Origin of the sequence: Pseudomonas sp. ADAK21 (assembly GCF_012935735.1) — a bacterium.
In the GTDB taxonomy this organism is placed as follows: Bacteria; Pseudomonadota; Gammaproteobacteria; order Pseudomonadales; family Pseudomonadaceae; genus Aquipseudomonas; species Aquipseudomonas proteolytica.
Window position 1 is genome coordinate 3,538,532 of sequence record NZ_CP052857.1, and the last position, 18,532, is coordinate 3,557,063.

Genomic DNA, 18,532 nt, shown 5'->3' on the forward strand with positions numbered 1-18,532 from the left:
GTAAAAATAATTATTCTCAGTTGAGAATGACTAGCGCCGGGAATTCCGAGAGCTTGGCGGAGGTGATGTGGGCCAGGGAGCGCACCACGTCCAGCGGCTGGTCCAGGCGGTAATTGCCGGTCACGGCGACGCTGGCCAGTTGCTCATTGGTATTGACGATCCAGCCGGGGTAATAGCGCCGTAGCTCTGCCAGCACTTCGCTCATCGGGCAGTTTTCAAAGATCAGCCGGCCCTGGACCCACGCCAGTTCCTTGGTGGCATCGAGCTTGGCTGGCTGGCCGAAGCCCTTGGGGCCGACGCGGATGCTCTCGCCGGCACTCAGGCGCACCCGGTTATTGCCGAAGGTGGTACTCAGGTCGACATCCCCGCGTTGCACCTGGACCTGCGCCTCACCGTTGAGGTAGCGCACGGCAAATGCCGTATCGCTGACGCTGGCGCGCACCGGGCCGGCGTCGATTTGCAGGGGCAGGCCGCGGTTGGCGGCGACTTCGAAAAACGCCTCGCCCTGATACAGGCGGGCAATGCGCTGATGCTCGTCGATGGTGCTGGAAAACGCCGAATTGGTATTGAGCAGTACCTTGGAGCCGTCATCCAGTTGCAAGCGCTGGCGCTCGCCGACCACGGTCAAATGGTCGGCTTGCAGGCGTACCGGCAGGTTGCTGAAGCTGAACAGCCCGAGCAGCAACACCGCCGCCGTGGCCAGGGGCTTCCAGTGCGGCCTGATCCGCCGCCAGGCGCTGGGCTTGCGTGGTGCATTGAGGGCCACGGCGGCGCTGTGCACGGGCGCACCGCCCCAGGCGGCCTGGGCCTTGGCGAAGGCTTGGGCGTGACTCGGGTCGGCATCCAGCCAGGCCTGGAACTCGGCTTGCTGCCCAGGCTGCGGGCACTGCAACGCGATCAGCCAGTCGAGGGCTTGGTCCATAGCCGCATGTTGCAACACCTCATGAGCCAGCTCATGGGGATGCAGTTTGTTCGGGTCCGTCACGGTGTTCCTCGGGTCTTCGCCACGTTTTATTCAGTGTCTTGCGTATTTTTGCGACATTTCTGTCGGCTTGTCCCGACAAAGCTTAAGGGTGATCGAGTCGTTCGGCCACACCTATGCAGATGGCCATGATCAACTTCAGTTCCTTTTGCACGGTGCTCAAGGACACTTGCAACTGGTCGGCGATCTCTTGATAGCTGCAGCCGTGCAGGCGGCTGAGGATAAAGATCTGCTGCTGACGGGCGCTCAACTGCCCGAGGCTGACGCTCAGGTGCTCCAGCAATTGCTCGGCGTGGGCGGCATCTTCAGGGGTGGTGACTGGGGAGGCGACGCTTTGCAGAACGTCCATCGGGACATCTTCCTGCAAGGTGCGGGACTGGATCCTGCGCGAGCGCAGATGATCCAGAGCCAGGTTGCGCGCGGTCTGGAACACGAAAGGTTCGAGGTGATCAATCGGTCGTTCGCTGAGGGCCCGCGTCACGCGCAGGTAGGTTTCCTGCAACAGGTCCTCGGCGGTGCTGGGGTTGTTCACCATCCGCTGCAGGGTTCGCAGCAGCACCAGCCGTTGGCTGAGGAAGACTTGATTGAAGCGAGATAGGCTCACGGGGGTACCAGACCGATAGGCAGTTAATGATAATGCTTATCATCAACGCAAATGGCAAGTATCACTTTGCTGCAATCTGCTCAACCCTGTAGGAGCGAGCTTGCTCGCGAAGATCGTCAACGATAACGCTGGCATCCTGAATGAGCGTGGCGCTTTTGCGTTTCTCGCGAGCAAGCTCGCTCCTACAGTGATCGGGTCGATCAGGTGTTCATTGGGTTATTCGGCGTTACACAGCGCCAGGCAGTTATCCAGCATGCGGTTGGAGAAGCCCCATTCGTTGTCGTACCAGGCCAATACCTTGAGCAGCTTGCCGCTGGACTTGGTGTGGTTGGCGTCGAAGATCGACGACAGCGGGTTATGGTTGAAGTCACTGGAAACCAGCGGCAAGGTGTTGTAACCGAGGATTTTCGAGTGTTGGCTGGCTTCCTTGAGCAGCGCGTTGACCTCATCGGCCGTGGCTTCTTTTTTCAATTGCACGGTCAGGTCCACCAGCGACACGTTGATCACCGGCACCCGCACCGCCATGCCGGTCAGCTTGCCTGCCAGTTCCGGGAGTACCAGGCCCACCGCTTCGGCGGCGCCGGTCTTGCTTGGGATCATGTTCTGCGTGGCCGAACGGGCGCGGTACGGGTCGGTGTGGTAGACGTCGGTCAGGTTCTGGTCATTGGTGTAGGCGTGGATGGTGGTCATCAGGCCGCTTTCAATGCCCAGCTCGCGGTGCAGCACCTGGGCGACAGGCGCCAGGCAGTTGGTGGTGCAGGACGCATTGGAGATGATCTGGTGCGATTGACGCAAAATGTCATGGTTCACCCCGTAGACCACGGTCGCATCCGCGCCCTTGGCCGGGGCAGAGATGATCACCTTGCGCGCACCGGCGCTAATATGGGCGGCAGCCTTGTCACGATCGGTGAACAGGCCGGTGCATTCGAACACCACGTCGATCTTGTGTGCAGCCCACGGCAGGTCGGCGGGGTTGCGAATGGCACTGACGGCAATCCGGTCGCCATTGACGGTCAGGCTTTCCTGATCGTGAGCGACCTCTGCATCGAAAGTGCCATGGACGGTGTCGTATTTGAGCAGATGGGCATTGATCGAACTGTCGCCCAGATCGTTGATGGCGACGATCTGCAAATCCTGGCGGTAGCCTTGGGTATAAAGTGCGCGCAGGACGTTGCGGCCAATGCGGCCAAAACCATTGATTGCAATTCGAAGAGTCATTTGAAAGCGCCTGTCGTCGATTTGTTGTAAGAATTACAAGATTATTCGCATAAAAATAGAAAACAAGCCTTTTTAGTGGCAATATTTTGTTCAATCTACAACGAGTGACCTGAATCAACTGGTCCGATTGGTCAAGTAACTCCCTGCCAACCTCTTCGCGGCGGGCTTTTGACCAGCATAGACACTCAGGTCGCCACATCCGTTAGCCTGGAGTTCTACACATGCATCCCCGCGTACTTGAGGTCACCGAACGCCTTATCGCCCGCAGCCGGGCAACCCGTGAGGCGTACCTTGCGCTGATTCGCGGCGCGGCCAGCGACGGGCCGATGCGCGGCAAGCTGCAATGCGCCAACTTTGCCCACGGCGTGGCCGGATGCGGCACCGAAGACAAAAACAGCCTGCGAATGATGAACGCTGCCAACGTGGCAATTGTTTCGTCATATAACGACATGCTCTCGGCGCACCAGCCCTACGAACATTTCCCGGAACAGATCAAGAAAGCCCTGCGCGAGGTTGGCTCGGTCGGCCAGTTCGCCGGTGGCACCCCGGCCATGTGCGACGGCGTGACCCAGGGCGAGCCCGGTATGGAGCTGAGCCTGCTGAGCCGCGAAGTGATTGCCATGTCCACGGCGGTAGCGCTGTCCCACAACATGTTCGACGCCGCGCTGATGCTGGGGATCTGCGACAAGATCGTCCCGGGCCTGATGATGGGTGCCCTGCGTTATGGCCACCTGCCGATGATCTTTGTGCCCGGCGGGCCGATGCCGTCGGGGATCTCCAACAAGCAGAAGGCCGACGTGCGCCAGCGCTACGCCGAAGGCAAGGCCAGCCGTGAAGAGCTGCTGGAGTCGGAGATGAAGTCCTACCACAGCCCCGGCACCTGCACCTTCTACGGCACCGCCAACACCAACCAGTTGCTGATGGAAGTCATGGGCCTGCACCTGCCAGGCGCCTCGTTCGTCAACCCGTACACGCCGCTGCGTGATGCGCTGACCCGTGAAGCCGCGCACCAGGTCACGCGCTTGACCAAGGCCAATGGCAACTTCACGCCGATTGGCGAGATCGTCGATGAAAAATCCCTGGTCAACTCCATCGTCGCCCTCAACGCCACCGGCGGCTCGACCAACCACACCCTGCATATGCCGGCGATCGCCATGGCGGCGGGGATCATCCTCACCTGGCAGGACATGGCCGACCTCTCGGAAGTGGTGCCGACCCTGTCCCACGTCTATCCGAACGGCAAGGCTGACATCAACCACTTCCAGGCGGCGGGCGGCATGTCGTTCCTGATCCGCGAGCTGCTGGAAGCCGGGCTGCTCCACGAAGACGTCAACACTGTCGCCGGCCATGGCCTGAGCCGCTACACCCGCGAACCCTTCCTGGTGGACGGCGAACTGATCTGGCGCGAAGGCCCGATCGAAAGCCTCGACGAAACCATCCTGCGCCCCGTCGCCCGTGCCTTCTCCCCGGAGGGCGGCTTGCGTGTGATGCAAGGCAACCTCGGCCGTGGGGTAATGAAAGTCTCGGCGGTGGCCCTCGAACATCAAATCGTCGAAGCGCCGGCCGTGGTGTTCCAGGACCAGCAGGACCTGGCCGATGCGTTCAAGGCCGGCCAGTTGGAGAAGGATTTCGTCGCCGTGATGCGCTTCCAGGGCCCGCGCTCCAATGGCATGCCGGAATTGCACAAGATGACGCCGTTCCTCGGCGTGCTCCAGGACCGTGGCTTCAAGGTGGCACTGGTGACAGACGGGCGCATGTCCGGCGCCTCGGGTAAGATTCCCGCCGCGATTCACGTCAGCCCCGAAGCGCAGCGCGGTGGGGCGCTGGCGCGGGTCAGGGATGGCGATATCATTCGCGTCGATGGCGTCAAAGGCACCCTGGAGCTTAAGGTGGACGCCGAAGAATTTGCAGCGCGCGCGCCTGCCACGGGCCTGTTGGGCAATAACGTGGGGGCCGGTCGCGAGCTGTTTGCATTTATGCGTCTGGCCGCAAGCTCCGCAGAGCAGGGCGCCAGCGCCTTTACCTCTGCCCTGGAGACACTTAAGTGAAGCTTGCGCTGGTAGGTGATATTGGCGGTACCAACGCCCGGTTCGCGTTGTGGCGGGACCAGGCACTGCATTCGATCCGAGTGTTGGCCACGGCGGATCACGCCAGCCCCGAGGAAGCGATCAAGGTCTACCTCGCCGAGGAAGGCTTGGAGCCGGGCTCCATAGGCGCGGTGTGCCTGTCGGTCGCCGGGCCGGTAAGCGGTGATGAGTTCAAGTTCACCAACAACCACTGGCGCCTGAGCAAGACCGCGTTCTGCAAGGCCCTGCAAGTGGACGAGCTACTGCTGGTCAATGACTTCTCGGCCATGGCTCTGGGCATGACCCGCCTGCAACCCGACGAATACCGCGTGGTGTGCGCCGGCACCCCGGAACCATGGCGCCCGGCGGTGGTGATTGGCCCTGGAACGGGCTTGGGCGTGGGCACCTTGCTCGACCTGGGCGCCGGCCGTTGGGCAGCGTTGCCGGGGGAGGGCGGGCATGTCGACCTGCCCTTGAGCAGCCCCCGGGAAACCCAGTTGTGGCAGCACATCTACAACGAGATCGGGCATGTCAGCGCCGAAACGGCCCTGAGCGGCGGCGGATTGCCACGTTTGTACCGGGCGATCTGTGCGGTGGACGGTCATCCGGCGGTATTGGAAACCCCAGAGGCGATTACAGCGGCGGGGCTGGCTGGCGATCCGGTTGCGCTGGAGGTCCTCGACCAGTTCAGCATCTGGCTGGGCCGCGTCGCCGGCAATAACGTGCTGACCACGGGTGCCCGGGGCGGTGTGTATATCGTGGGTGGGGTGATCCCGCGGTTTGCCGAGTTTTTTATCAACAGTGGCTTTGCCAAGAGCTTTGCTGACAAAGGCTGCATGAGTGACTACTTCAAGGGGATCCCGGTGTGGTTGGTGACGGCGCCGTATTCGGGGTTGACCGGCGCGGGTGTGGCGCTCGAACAGGCATTTGCGTAGGCAGTGATGGCCTCATCGCGGGCAATGCATTCCAAAGGTGGGAGCGGGCTTGCCCGCGATGAGGCCCCTGAGAACAACCCATGCTTCAAGGCTTGGCCCATAACAACAAGGAGGCCCCCGTGAGCGTAATCAGTAAATCCATTCTCCTCGTCGATGACGACGAGGAAATCCGCGAGTTGCTGCAAACCTACCTCAGCCGCGCCGGCTTCCAGGTGCGGGGCGTGCCCAATGGTGCGGGGTTTCGCCAGGCCATGGACGAGGCTCCGTGCGACTTGGTGATCCTCGACGTGATGCTGCCCGACGAAGACGGCTTCAGCCTCTGCCGCTGGGTACGCCAGCACCCGCGCCAGGCCCAGGTGCCGATCATCATGCTCACCGCCAGTTCCGACGAAGCCGACCGGGTCATCGGCCTGGAACTGGGCGCCGACGATTACATCGGCAAACCTTTCAGCCCGCGAGAGTTGCAGGCCCGCATCAAGGCCCTGCTGCGCCGCTGCCAGTTTGGCCAGGAACGTACCGGCGGCGATGTGCTGGTGTTCGATGAGTGGCGGCTGGATATGATCAGCCATCGGCTGTTTCACCTCGATGGTGAGGAAGTCATCCTGTCCGGCGCCGACTTTGCCCTGCTCAAACTGTTCCTTGATCATCCGCAGCAAATCCTTGATCGCGACACCATTGGCAACGCCACCCGCGGTCGCGACCTGATGCCCCTTGATCGGATTGTGGATATGGCGGTCAGCCGCCTGCGACAACGCCTACGCGATACCGAGAAACCTCCCCGGCTGATCCGCACCGTGCGTGGCAGCGGTTACCAACTGGCGGCCAGTGTGGTTGCCAGCAATGCCCACTGAGCGCCGGCGTATTCCGGTGCCGCGCTCATTGCTGGGGCGCATGCTGCTGCTGACCCTGTTGGCAGTGCTGTTTGCCCAGGCTTTATCCAGTGTGATCTGGGTGTCGCAATTGCGCGCTACCCAGCTTGAAGGCCTGGTCACCAGCGCCCGCAGCCTGGCCCACTCGATGACTGCCAGCGTCAGCTATTTCCGCTCACTGCCGGTGGCTTATCGGCCGCTGGTGCTTGACCAGTTGCGCAGCATGGGCGGTACGCGCTTTGTCGTAACGCTCAACGACAAGCCCCTGGATATGCAGATACTGCCGCAAACCCCGCGCAAACAGGCGGTGCTCGGTGCCGTGGATGAAGTACTGCGCCAGACCCTGGGCAGTGACGTGCATTTTTCGGTGGAGTTTGTCAGTGCCGAAGACCTGCGCATTTTCAATGCCGGGCTCAAGCTCGATGAGTTGCCACGTTCCTGGGCGCATTACGCATTGACCCTGGAACCGGTCAACCCGCCGGTGCTGGTGACGCAGATCGAGTTGGGTGCCGGCGAGTGGCTGTATATCGCCTCGTTGCTGCCCGAACCCTACACCAGCCTCGAAGAACAGGGCCTGCCCTCCCAACAGGTGTGGTTTATCGTGCTGACCAGTGGCTTCCTGCTGCTGTTTATCGGTTTGCTGGTGCATTGGCAGAGCCGGCCGCTCAAGCGCCTGGCGCGGGCGGCGCGGGACCTGTCCCTGGGCGCCGACGTGGAACCGGTGGCCGAAGGTGGCGGTAGCGAAGTGGTGGAAGTGGGGCGTGCGTTCAATGCCATGCGCGAGCGAATCAGCCGCTACCTGACCGAACGCAGCCAGTTGTTCAGCGCGATTTCCCACGACCTGCGCACGCCGATCACACGCCTGCGGCTGCGCGTGGAGCTGCTGGAAGATGAAAAGCTGCAAGCCAAGTTCGGCCGTGACCTGGATGAGCTGGAACTGCTGGTCAAGGGCGCGTTGCAGTGCGTCAAGGACACCGATATCCACGAGAACATCGAGCCGGTGGACCTCAATCATGTGCTCGACTGTCTGGTGGAGCCGTACCTGGCGCCCCATGGCAATGGGCGGGTGACGCAGCACGGTCGGGCGCTGACGGCCTACCCGGGCAAGCCGCTGGCGCTCAAGCGCTGCATTGGCAACCTGATCGACAATGCTTTGAAGTACGGGCAGAACGCTCACCTGCGTATCGAGGACGATGGTGCGCAGTTCATCCTGCATGTGGATGACGAGGGGCCGGGTGTGCCGGAACAGCGTTTGGAACAGGTCTTCGAACCGCACTTTCGCCTGGCCGGACAGCAGCAGGGCTATGGCTTGGGGTTGGGGATTGCACGCAATATCGCCCACAGCCATGGCGGCGAAGTCAGCCTGCAGAATTTGCGCGAAGGTGGCCTACGGGTGACCTTGCAACTGCCCCGGACCCTGGACTAAACAACACCGCGTCACCCTGTAGGAGCGCTGGGTCAGATGCTCTGGCGTAGCCTGGCCAAGTCGCGCAACGGCGGCGCGCCAAACAAACGGCTGTATTCCCGGCTGAACTGCGACGGGCTTTCATACCCCACCCGATACCCCGCCGCCGAGGCCTCCAGGCCTTCGGCGATCATCAGCCGTCGTGCTTCCTGCAGGCGTAGCTGTTTCTGATACTGCAGCGGGCTCATGGCGGTGATGGCCTTGAAGCGATGGTGCAGGGTCGACACGCTCAGATTCACTTCCTTGGCCAGGTCGTCGATGCGCAGCGGTTGTTCGTAGTTACCGTTCAACCAGGTGATCGCACGGCTGACCCGATGGCTTTGGCTATTGGCCACGGCAATTTCGTACAGGCGATAGCCCTGTGGCCCACGCAGCAGGCGGTAGAGAATTTCGCGATTGATCAACGGCGCCAACATCGCGATGTCTTTGGGCGTATCCAGCAGGCGTGCCAGGCGCAGTACGGCATCAAGCAACTGGGTGTCGATCCGGTCGACATACATCCCGCGCGATGTCGGGCGTGTAGGCACGCCCATCGGGCCGGCTTCGGCAATCAAGGCGGTCAGTTGCGCCGGGTCGATATTGATCCGCACCGACAGGTTGGGGTCTTCGGGCGTGGCGTCGATGACCCGCCCGGCCACCGGCATTGCGACCGAGAACACCAGGTAGTTGAGCGGGTCGTAGGCAAAGATTTCGTCGGCCAGGCGCACCTCCTTGCTGCCGTTGGCGAGGATGCACAGGGCGGGTTCCACCAGCACCGGCATGAAGTCGCGCGGCGTGTTGTGGCGGTTCAGGTACAACGAAGTGATCGCCGTGCCGTAGGAACCGTCCTCCCAGGTATGCCTGTGCACGATACCGGCCAGTTCGGCGCGCTGTTTTTCCATCTCGGCATCGAGGGGAATGGACTGCTGTTCGGGCGACGACATGGGGCGTCCTCTGCATGCTTCTTTGATGGGCACAGCTTAGCGGTGCCTGTTCCAGTCGTGTTAGGTCGATTCTGCACAATCCTTGCCTGATCCTGCGGCGCGTCTTGAATCAGGCAAGCCCATGGCCTGTCATCTCCCTGAAACAAGGCGCCTATGCGTGGAATAAAGGCGGGCGCCAAACCGTCTTTCCAGGCTTCTGGCAGGATTGTGCAATAAGCCGGCAGGAATCGACTAACCGGCCAGGGGCAGGCGCCCGTATCTTTGATCCTGTGGCAGCACGCCCCCACAGTGCTTGCCGAGCATCACTTCTCAACGGGAGAGTCGAACATGTCCACCCCCATTCCCGCGAGCCATATGGCCTTTATCCGCGCCCGCAGCGGGTGCAGCACCGAACTGGGTGCGCGCTTGAGCAGTTTGATCGAACCGGGCCGCCAGGCTCAGGGTTGCCTGCAGTTCTCGTTGCAGCACTCTCAGGTTGACCCCGATGTATGGTTGGTCTCAGGTTTCTGGAGCAGTGAACAGGCGATGAGTGCCTACTTCAACTCGCCGGCCTTGATGCTGTTTACCGAGCTGTTGAACGACATGGTCGTGCGCAGCATGGACTTCCAGACCTTCACCGACGCATCCGCGGCCAATGCCTACGGCGAGTACCTGCAATTGGCCGGTTAGGGTTTAGAATGGCCGACTTTCCATTGGCCAGGACCTGCAACATGGCACGTAAAGAGTTTGCCCACCACGAAGCTGTTTCCGCCCTAGTGCGTGAAGACCAGGGGGGCTATAGCGCCGCCATCGCCGTCAAGGCACTGGATGGCATGAGCGCCCCGCGCTTTCACAAGATCCTCGATGGCCAATTGTTCAAGACTGCTGATGACGCTGACGATGCAGCGGCCCAGCAATTGGAGCGCTTGATCGATATCGATGAAGAGGGTCAGTTGGCCTGGGCGATCGCAGCAAACTAAAGAGCGCCACTGCTCCAAATGTGAGAGCGGGTTTTGTGTGGGAGCGGGCTTGCCCGCGATGACTGAGTGTCAGTCGATACATGAGTTGACTGATACACCGCTATCGCGGGCAAGCCCGCTCCCACACAAGCCCGCTCCCACATTTTTAATTGCATTCGATCCAATCAGGGTTTGCCGGCACCCGGGCGGTACATCTTGAACAGCGCTTCCGGGCCCAGTTGGAAGTAATCCGCCGGCCCACCACCTCGCAGAATCGGCTCGGCGGCCGCCGTGTCGTATACCCCATCCTTGAGCAGCCATTTGGCGATATGCACCGCGACCACTTCGCCAAGTACCAGCCAACTGGGCACCAGTTCCTTGTCAGCCCGCTGCAGCTGAATGATCTGCGTCACCTTGCACTCGAACGACACCGGGCTTTCGCCCACTCGGGGCACGGCAATCACCTTGGACGCCACCGGCGTCAGCCCGGCCAGTTCAAACTCGTTGACCTCGGGTGACACGGCGGCGCAGCTCTGGTTCATCTGCTCGGCCAGTGGGCGCGTGGCCAGGTTCCAGACAAATTCGCCGGTCTGCTCGATGTTGTTCAGGCTGTCTTTGCGCCCGACGCTGGAAAAACCAATGATCGGCGGAATGTAGTTGAACGCGTTGAAAAAACTGTAGGGCGCCAGGTTCAGGCGGCCTTCGTTGTCCTGGGAGGAAATCCAGCCAATTGGCCGCGGGCCGACGATGGCGTTGAACGGGTCATGGGGCAGGCCGTGGCCGTTGGCGGGTTCGTAGAAATGGATATCGTCGGGCATAGACAGGGTTCCTGCTGGTGGTTCCGGAAAGGACACGATAGTGCACGCAATTGTGTGAACTGCGAAACCCAATGTGGGAGCGGGCTTGCCCGCGATAACTGAGTGTCAGTCGATACATCCGTTGACTGATTCACCGCTATCGCGGGCAAGCCCGCTCCCACAGGGTTTACTGCATATTGCTGGTCAGTCGGTGGTAATCCGCGAATGCTTGCGGGTGTCTTTCATGGTGATGTAGACCAGCAACGACACGGCAATACACGCGGTCACGTACCAGTAGTAGCCGGTTTCCATGCCGATGCTCTTGAACCACAGCGCGATGTATTCGGCGGTGCCGCCGAAGATCGACACGGTCAGTGCGTAAGGCAGGCCTACACCCAGTGCACGGATTTCGGTAGGGAACAGCTCGGCCTTCACCACCGCATTGATCGAGGTGTAGCCGCTGACGATGATCAGCGCCGCCATGATCAGGAAGAACGCACCCCACCAGGTCTGGACGGTGTGCAGGGTGGTGAGGATCGGCACGGTGAACAGCGTCCCGAGGATGCCGAAGGCAATCAGGATCGGTCGGCGACCGACCTTGTCCGACAGGCCGCCGACAATCGGTTGCAAGCACATGAACAGGAATAGCGTGGCCGCAGAAATGGTGGTGGAGTCGGAGATGCTCATGCCGACGGTGTTCACCAGGTACTTCTGCATGTAGGTGGTGTAGGTGTAGAAGGCCAGGGTGCCGCCCATGGTCAGGCCGACCACGGTCATCAGTTCCTTGGGGTGGCGCATCAAGGTGCGCATGGCGCTTTCCTTGGCTTTTTCCTTCTTGGTGAACGATTCGGTTTCTTCCATGCCGCGTCGCAGGTACAGGGCCACCACCGCGCACAGGGCACCAATGGCGAATGGGATACGCCAGCCCCAGGCATACAGTTCTTCGGTGGTGAGGAGCTGTTGCAGCACGATCAGCACCGCCAATGCGATGAGCTGGCCAGAGATCAGGGTCACGTATTGGAAGCTGGAGTAGAAACCGCGACGTTCCTTGGTCGCCATCTCGCTGAGGTAAGTGGCGGAGGTGCCGTATTCACCGCCCACCGACAGGCCCTGCAGCAAACGGGCAAATACCAGCAGGATCGGCGCGCCGATACCGATGATTTCATAGCCCGGGCTCAGGGCAATCAGCAATGAGCCGAAGCACATCAGGTAGACCGAGGCCATCAGGGCCTTCTTACGCCCGACTTTGTCAGCGTACAGCCCCATCAACCAGCCGCCGATCGGGCGCATCAGGAAGCCTACGGCGAAGATCGCGGCGGTATTGAGCAGTTGGGCAGTGGTGTCGCCTTTCGGGAAGAAGGTTTTTGCGAAGTACAGCGAGAAGGCGGCGTAGACGTACCAGTCGTACCACTCGACCATGTTGCCGACCGATCCGCTGAAGATCGACTTGATCCGGCTGGAGGTAGTGCGTTCTTTTGCCGGCACGGCGGCCGACCCCAGAGGCAGGGAGTTGGAGTTATCCATTGAAGGATCCTTCATGTCATTGTTTTTGTGGAGCGCGCGTCAGCGCAGCCTGGCGCAAGCTATAGCAGGAGCTGTGCCAAGCAGGTGAAGGCCCGGTTTAGAAGGGTTGGGGGGATTTTTTGAGCGGAAAGTCGCTGATGATTTCTGGGTGATGAGCGGAAATCCGCTTATTGCGGCTGCGCTTATCGCTGGCAAGCCAGCTCCTACATTTTGATTTGCGAATACATTCGGTAGGAGCTGGCTTGCCGGCGATGAGGCCTCCAGCAGCCCCCCTCAGTCCATCGACAGAAACATTTCCCGGGTCAGCCCATGGCGCTGCATCTTTTCATTGAACGTACGCCGTGGCAGTTGCAGCTCGGCCAGCACCGCCTTGATATCGCCCTTGTGCCGGGTCAGCGCGGCTTTCAAGCAGTGCGCCTCGAACGCTTCCTGCTGCGCTGCCAGGGACTGCCCGGCCTCGATACCCTCCGGCTCCGGCTCACCGAGGCCCAGTACCTGGCGTTCGGCAGCGTTGGCCAACTCGCGCACGTTGCCGGGCCAGTCATGGCTGAGCAGTCGCCCCAGCTGCGGCCCGCTGAGGGGGGCGGCCGCGCGGCCCAGGCGCTCGGCGGCGCTCTGGGCAAAGTGTTCGAACAGCAGCGGAATATCTTCGCGGCGTTCGCGCAGCGGCGGCAGGCGCAATTGTGCGACGGTCAGGCGGTAGGCCAGGTCCTCACGGAACCGCCCGGCGCGGGCTTCGTCCAGCAAGTCGGGCTTGGTCGCGGCAATGATGCGCAGGTCGATCTTGATGCTCTGGTTGGAGCCCAGGCGCTCAAGCTTCTGCTCTTGCAGCACCCGCAGCAGTTTCACCTGCTGGGCCAGGGGCATGCTTTCGATCTCGTCGAGAAACAACGTGCCGCCGTCGGCGTACTCCAGCTTGCCGATACGCTTGCCCTGGGCGCCAGTGAAGGCGCCGCTTTCATGGCCGAACAGTTCGGCTTCAAACAGTTGCTCGGGAATTGCCGCACAGTTGAGCGCGACAAACGGCTTCTTCGCCCGGGGCCCGAAGTCGTGCAGGCAGCGGGCGACCAGTTCCTTGCCGCTGCCGGTCTCGCCACGGATCAGCACGTTGACCGGCAAGGCTGCCAAATCCAGGACCTGGCGACGCAATGTCTGCAGGCTGCGGGACACCCCCAGCAGGCTCGACTCCAGCTTGGCCCGATGATCGGCCTGCTGGTGCAGGCGACGGTTTTCCAGGATCAGCCCGCGCTTGTCCAGGGCCCGGCGCAGGCTGGCGAGCAGGGCATCGGGGCTGAAGGGTTTTTCCAGGAAGTCGTAGGCGCCATCGCGCATCGCCTCGACGGCCATTGGCACGTCACCGTGGCCCGTCAGCAGGATCACCGGCAAGTCGGCATCGCGTCGTTGCACCTCGGCCAGCAGCTCCAGGCCGCTGAGGCCTGGCATGCGCACGTCGCTGAGAATCACCCCGGGGAAATCCCTGGGCAGTTGCGCCAGGCAGTCCTCGGCGCGGCTGAACAGCTGCACCTCGAACCCGGAGAGGTTCAGCCACTGTTCCACGGCCGTGCGGATGCTGGCTTCGTCATCAACCACGATCACCGCGTTCAGCATAGGTCTGGCGCCTCCAGTGCGATGGGCAGGGTCAGGGTGAATACGGCGCCGTCGCCCTGATTGGCAACACTCAGGCGCCCCCCCAGTTCATGCACGATAGCGTAGGACACCGCCAACCCGAGACCGAGCCCGTCACCCACCGGCTTGGTGGTGAAGAACGGGTCGAACACGTTGTTCAGGTGCTCCTCGGCAATGCCGCCGCCGCTGTCGCTGACGCTCAGGTGCCACAGTTGTTGATCGGCGTGCAGGCGGATTTCCAGGCGCTTGCGCGGTTTGTTGGCCATGGCGTCCAGGGCATTGCGCAGCAGGTTGATCAGCACCTGTTCCAGGCGAATGGCGTCGCCGCGTACCCAGGCCGGGCGGGTCAGGTCAAGCACAGTGCCGATGGCTTCGTCGCGCAGGCGCGCGTCGAGCAAGTGCAGGGACTGGTCGACCACGGTCGCCAGGTCCAGGCGTTCGCGCAGGCCGCTGGGGCTTTTGCGGGCGAAGGTTTTCAGATGGCCGGTCAGGGCGGCCATGCGGGTGAGCATGTCGTCCAATGGCGTCAGCGCCTGGTACGCGTCGTCGATGCGCCCGTGATCAAGCAGCAGGCGCAAGGTCGCCAGTTGCATGCGCTGGGTGGTCAGCGGCTGGTTGATTTCATGGGCCAGGGCCGCAGACATCTGCCCCAGCGCCGCCAGCTTGGCCGATTGCACCAGGCCATCCTGGGCGGTGCGCAGGGCCTGGGTACGCTCTTGCACCAGGCGCTCCAGTTCTTCGCGGCTGCGCTGGCGCAAGCGGGCCAGGCGCCAACGCTGGGTCAGGAACAACAGCAGGAACACCAGCGCCAACCACAGGCCGGCCGCGGCGAGGCCGGCGTTACGGTGATCTTCAAAGGCCACCTGGGGTTTGCGCAGCAGGTGCAGGGTCCAGCCTTCGGCTTTGAGCGGCAAGGATTCCCAGATGTAGTTGGCGTTGCCTTCAGGGCCGGCCACGCGGACCAGGTGACTGTTTTCGTCGAAGCGCTGCAAGGTCTGGGTGTCCAGGGGCTGCAGTTGCTTCTTGTCGTACTGGCGCGTGGCTTGGAGTTCGGCCAGATCGTTGGCCGACAGCGGGCGCAGGTTGCGATAACGCCATCCGGGTTTATTGGCGATAAACACGATGCCCCGGGCATCGCTGACCAGCAGCAGGTCGTCGCCCTGGGCCCATTCGCGCTCCAGCTCCGGAAATTCCAGCTTGACCACCATGGCACCGAGGAATTGTTCCTGCTCATCCACCACGGCGCTGGAGAGGAAATACCCCGGAATCCCGGTGGTCACCCCCACCGCATAAAAACGCCCGGTGCCCTGGCTGCGGGTCTGGCTGAAGTAGGGACGAAACGCATAGTTGTGGCCGACATAACTGCTGGGCAAGCGCCAGTTACTGGCAGCCACGGCCAGGCCGGTACGGTCCATCAGTTCCAGGGTGGAAGACTGCGCGGCACCGTTGATGCGCTCCAGTTTGTGGTTGAGCACCTCCTGGGTCGCCGGATCCAGCGGGCTTTTCAGGGCGCGGATCATTTCCGAGTCCAGGGCCAGCACGGCGGGCAGGGCGCGGTAGCGTTCGATCAGGGTGTGCAAGGAATTGGCATACAAGGCCAATTGCTGATTGGCGCGGGCAGCATCATCCACCAGCGCCTGGCGTTCGGCATGGCGGATGGCCAGTGTGGCTGCGCCAATGGCGCCAGCGATGATCAGCAAAGTGTACAGCGTCAAGCGCAACGGGCGGGAAGTCAGCATCATGCTATGGCTAACGATGGAAACGGGGATCGCACCATAGCATGTGAGCAGTGGCCTGCAGCAGGTTTGGTCACTCAAGGCATGTCTATCTCCTGGCCCGGTTGACGATATCCCTATGGCTAGCCATGCGTTGCGGGTAGTACACCCCATCGATCAGGTACATGACCAATCGCCAATCGCCTCGCCCGCCTGCCGCGCCATCAAAGAAGGTGACGTCCACGGTGTGGATATCGCGCATGACCTTTGGCTTGCCCATCTCGGCTGGGATGTTTTGATCCACTTCTCTGTCGTGGCTGTATCTGTGATTGTTGGCTGCAAACCTAGAGATTCTGATTTCGTCCAGCACACCTGTTATTTTTGCTTGTTGCTCTGGGGACCATTTTTGAAAGTGGCGGCTGAGTCTAAATTGAGTTTCGTCGACCTCGGCGCCAACCGGCCCGGTGGAAGTCGACTGCACGCTGGCTTGCACAACCTCTTCGACAGCCGCTATGCGTTCGGCTTTTTTTGAACTGGCTTTGGTTGTCGTAGCGACTTCAAATGCTGTGTAGGGGGTGGGTGCAGCGGCCTTCTTCGCCGGTGGTGGTGGGGCCTCCCGCAGTTTGATGGCGGGGTAACCCGGCTTGCTGATTTGCTTTTGTAAGTTGATGTCACTGGCATTCGACAGGTTTGTGGCGTGGGTGAGGTTCTTGGGTCTATAGGCCCATACAGATCCATCCCCCAGCTTTCTGACCTCTACGGACTGGCCAGTGGGAGATTGTTTACTGAACGCCTGCAGGTTTTCCCGCTCGGTCGGATGCAGTTCAAAATCAAGCGGTGGCAGCACCGTTTCAGCACCCAGCGACGGTGACGCTTTTTTGCTAAGCAGGGCCGCCGCGCCAATCGCGACCAGGGTGGCAGTGCCTGCGATCAGGTAGGCAATTTCGGCGTTTTCCCCCCGGCCGTCGACCTTGTTGATCGGGTTGTTATGAGCCATGCAGTACAGGTTCAGACCATCTGCGGTTCCGCTGGGGTCTGCATTGATCCAGCGTGATAACCAGGGGGCGTAATAACGCGCGCCATAGTAATAGAGGCCACTGCTGTCACGCTCCTTGCCGCTGTAGCGCAGTGTCTTATAGCTGGCATGCACTTGTGAACGAGCGGCCCACCACGCTGTGCCGCCAAAGGGGTAATACGCTTCCTGGCTGATCAATTGAGCTTCACCGTCCAGCTCGATCAGGCTGGAGTCCTGATGATCCCTCAGGCTGTAACGCAGGGCGTCTTGCTCAATACCGTCGGGTGCCCCTTCAGGCCAGTGCAGGCAGCACACCTGGCCAATGCCCGCCTGCAGATTGATGACATGCAGCGATTCGCGTCCGTCTTGAGTGCGAACTTCAAGCCCCGGCAGGTAGTACTGCTTGTGAATATGGGTGACCGAAGCGGCGCGAGTGCTTCGCCATTTGTACATACGCTGACCGTCACTGGCGTAGAGATAGTGTTCAAAATCGTCTTCGGCTTCTTCTCGGTGCAACATCGTCACGCGTTGCAATTGGTCCAGCAGGTTCCACTGCAAGGGTTGTGCGCCGGGTTGCAATGCTTGCAGATTGCCATTGACGTCGTAATCCATCGTAAGGGCTGTCGAGTCGCTGCGTGCCCAGCTCACTGCGCGATTGCTTTGGGGAGCAATGTCCATCACACAGGTGTGGCTCTGGCCGGGAATCGGGCTGATGTGCTCCCGCTTGGTCAGGTTGCCGCCGTCGTCATAGGTGTAGTGCTGGGTGTAGCGGCTGCGTCGGGTGAGATCGATTGGGGTGATCAGGTCGGGCAATTGTGGCCCGGTTGTGGCGCCGACAGTTTCAGCACCGGTGGCCGTGATCAACTGATTGAGGCTGTCGTAGGTGAACTGCCGCGAACCGTCGACACGCTGATTGGAAAAGTATCGTGTGGGCTGAACATGGTCGTTCAAGGAGACGATGTTGCCGACGCTGTCGTATTCATAGCTCATGTCCTGGAACACCTGAGCGCTTTTCACCGCCTTGATATGCACCAGCCGTCCATCGCTGGGGTTGAACGCCAGATGACTCGACACCCCGTTTCCAGCCCTGTGCCCCAGTGGTTGGCCTGCCGCGTTGTAATGCAAGGTGTCGATGACAGTCTGCGCCACGGCTGCATGCCTGAGCTGCAAAGACGCGCTCTTGAGTTGGCCTGCAATATCCAGGGCGTATAGCTGGCGATGACCTTTAGCGTCGGTTTGCATTAGCACTTCATTGAGCGCGTTGTACTGCCAATGCGTGGTGTGGTCGTTCGGTTCCAGTTGGCTGAGCGGCCAGTCCACCGGTTCCAGGCCTTGCACAAAGCAACGCACTTGAGTCAGGGGCGCCGATAACAACCCGTAGTCGGGCATGGCCACTGAGCCGGCAGTATCAAAATGCTGAATCAGTCGACCGCACTGATTGTGCTGGGCTGACGTTTGCGAATTATCGCCATAGACCAAGTGCTCCAAGGTGCGACGAGGTAGCTGGCCAGACCATTCGTGCCGAGCGATGGGGCGAAGCAGTGGGTCGTAGTCGGTCTGCCATTGACCGCCGCGTTGGTCCCATTGGCGTACCACTTGTGCGGCTTGCCCACGCAGTTCAATGCGCCAGCCAGCGTCGACATTCTGGCTGAGCAGGCGCGCGCCGCTCAGGCTGTGCAGGTGGGTCTGATTAGGGGTTGCGGCGCTCAGGCGCGGGTCGTGTTCGCTCAAGAGGTGTCCGGCGGCGTCGTAGTGTCGACGGTGCACGCGCGTCTGGGCTTGAGCGGCATTGGGCAACTGACAATAGTGTACTTGCCTGACATTGAGGCTGCGGTTGTCGATCACGTTGAGGGTG

Annotated in this window: 15 protein-coding genes; 6 read left to right on the forward strand and 9 right to left on the reverse strand. The window is 61.3% G+C overall.

The genetic code is table 11. From position 1 onward, the window contains the following. Positions 1 to 16 precede the first annotated feature (16 nt). The 3 genes from HKK57_RS16035 to gap all read right to left on the reverse strand — a co-directional run bounded on the left by HKK57_RS16035 (position 17) and on the right by gap (position 2,804). Entirely contained in the window at positions 17 to 985 is a 969-nt protein-coding gene (locus HKK57_RS16035; protein ID WP_029295411.1) for a FecR family protein, read from the reverse strand. 82 nt (positions 986 to 1,067) lie between these two features. Further along, complete coding sequence (locus HKK57_RS16040; protein ID WP_029295413.1) at positions 1,068 to 1,586, reverse strand: RNA polymerase sigma factor; 519 nt, start codon at positions 1,584 to 1,586, stop codon at positions 1,068 to 1,070. Between the two features lie 216 nt (positions 1,587 to 1,802). After that, positions 1,803 to 2,804, reverse strand: a complete 1,002-nt coding sequence (gap, locus tag HKK57_RS16045; protein ID WP_029295415.1) for a type I glyceraldehyde-3-phosphate dehydrogenase — start codon at positions 2,802 to 2,804, stop codon at positions 1,803 to 1,805. Positions 2,805 to 3,025: 221 nt separating this feature from the next. Between gap and edd the strand changes: the two genes are divergently transcribed. The 4 genes from edd (at position 3,026) to HKK57_RS16065 (ending at position 8,100) form a co-directional block, all read left to right on the forward strand. Beyond that, positions 3,026 to 4,852 (forward strand): phosphogluconate dehydratase, encoded by a 1,827-nt coding sequence (gene edd, locus HKK57_RS16050; protein WP_029295417.1) that lies wholly within the window; start codon positions 3,026 to 3,028, stop codon positions 4,850 to 4,852. Then, entirely contained in the window at positions 4,849 to 5,805 is a 957-nt protein-coding gene (locus HKK57_RS16055; protein WP_029295418.1) for a glucokinase, read from the forward strand. The genes edd and HKK57_RS16055 overlap by 4 nt, the downstream gene beginning before the upstream one ends. Before the next feature lie 80 nt (positions 5,806 to 5,885). Further along, on the forward strand, positions 5,886 to 6,656 hold the full coding sequence (locus HKK57_RS16060) for a response regulator (protein WP_186350717.1): 771 nt from the start codon (positions 5,886 to 5,888) through the stop codon (positions 6,654 to 6,656). A gap of 16 nt (positions 6,657 to 6,672) precedes the next feature. Beyond that, complete coding sequence (locus HKK57_RS16065) at positions 6,673 to 8,100, forward strand: ATP-binding protein (RefSeq protein WP_166647890.1); 1,428 nt, start codon at positions 6,673 to 6,675, stop codon at positions 8,098 to 8,100. 32 nt (positions 8,101 to 8,132) lie between these two features. Here the strand turns inward: HKK57_RS16065 and HKK57_RS16070 are convergent, their stop codons facing one another. Then, entirely contained in the window at positions 8,133 to 9,062 is a 930-nt protein-coding gene (locus HKK57_RS16070; RefSeq protein ID WP_029295424.1) for an AraC family transcriptional regulator, read from the reverse strand. Between the two features lie 327 nt (positions 9,063 to 9,389). Between HKK57_RS16070 and HKK57_RS16075 the strand changes: the two genes are divergently transcribed. Continuing rightward, the gene (locus HKK57_RS16075; protein ID WP_029295426.1) at positions 9,390 to 9,731 is read left to right on the forward strand and encodes an antibiotic biosynthesis monooxygenase family protein; all 342 of its coding nucleotides are present in this window, start codon (positions 9,390 to 9,392) and stop codon (positions 9,729 to 9,731) included. Between the two features lie 8 nt (positions 9,732 to 9,739). After that, positions 9,740 to 10,021, forward strand: a complete 282-nt coding sequence (locus tag HKK57_RS16080; protein WP_104910802.1) for a hypothetical protein — start codon at positions 9,740 to 9,742, stop codon at positions 10,019 to 10,021. Positions 10,022 to 10,185: 164 nt separating this feature from the next. Here HKK57_RS16080 and HKK57_RS16085 read toward each other — a convergent pair whose 3' ends face one another. The 5 genes from HKK57_RS16085 to HKK57_RS16105 all read right to left on the reverse strand — a co-directional run bounded on the left by HKK57_RS16085 (position 10,186) and on the right by HKK57_RS16105 (position 18,522). Then, complete coding sequence (locus tag HKK57_RS16085; RefSeq protein ID WP_029295430.1) at positions 10,186 to 10,818, reverse strand: flavin reductase family protein; 633 nt, start codon at positions 10,816 to 10,818, stop codon at positions 10,186 to 10,188. Between the two features lie 183 nt (positions 10,819 to 11,001). Continuing rightward, complete coding sequence (locus tag HKK57_RS16090; protein WP_029295432.1) at positions 11,002 to 12,321, reverse strand: MFS transporter; 1,320 nt, start codon at positions 12,319 to 12,321, stop codon at positions 11,002 to 11,004. Positions 12,322 to 12,594: 273 nt separating this feature from the next. Then, positions 12,595 to 13,929, reverse strand: a complete 1,335-nt coding sequence (locus HKK57_RS16095) for a sigma-54-dependent transcriptional regulator (RefSeq protein ID WP_029295434.1) — start codon at positions 13,927 to 13,929, stop codon at positions 12,595 to 12,597. Next, positions 13,923 to 15,689, reverse strand: a complete 1,767-nt coding sequence (locus HKK57_RS16100) for an ATP-binding protein (RefSeq protein WP_169390410.1) — start codon at positions 15,687 to 15,689, stop codon at positions 13,923 to 13,925. The genes HKK57_RS16095 and HKK57_RS16100 overlap by 7 nt, the downstream gene beginning before the upstream one ends. Before the next feature lie 82 nt (positions 15,690 to 15,771). Beyond that, the gene (locus HKK57_RS16105; RefSeq protein WP_169390411.1) at positions 15,772 to 18,522 is read right to left on the reverse strand and encodes an RHS repeat-associated core domain-containing protein; all 2,751 of its coding nucleotides are present in this window, start codon (positions 18,520 to 18,522) and stop codon (positions 15,772 to 15,774) included. Between the last annotated feature and the right edge of the window lie 10 nt (positions 18,523 to 18,532).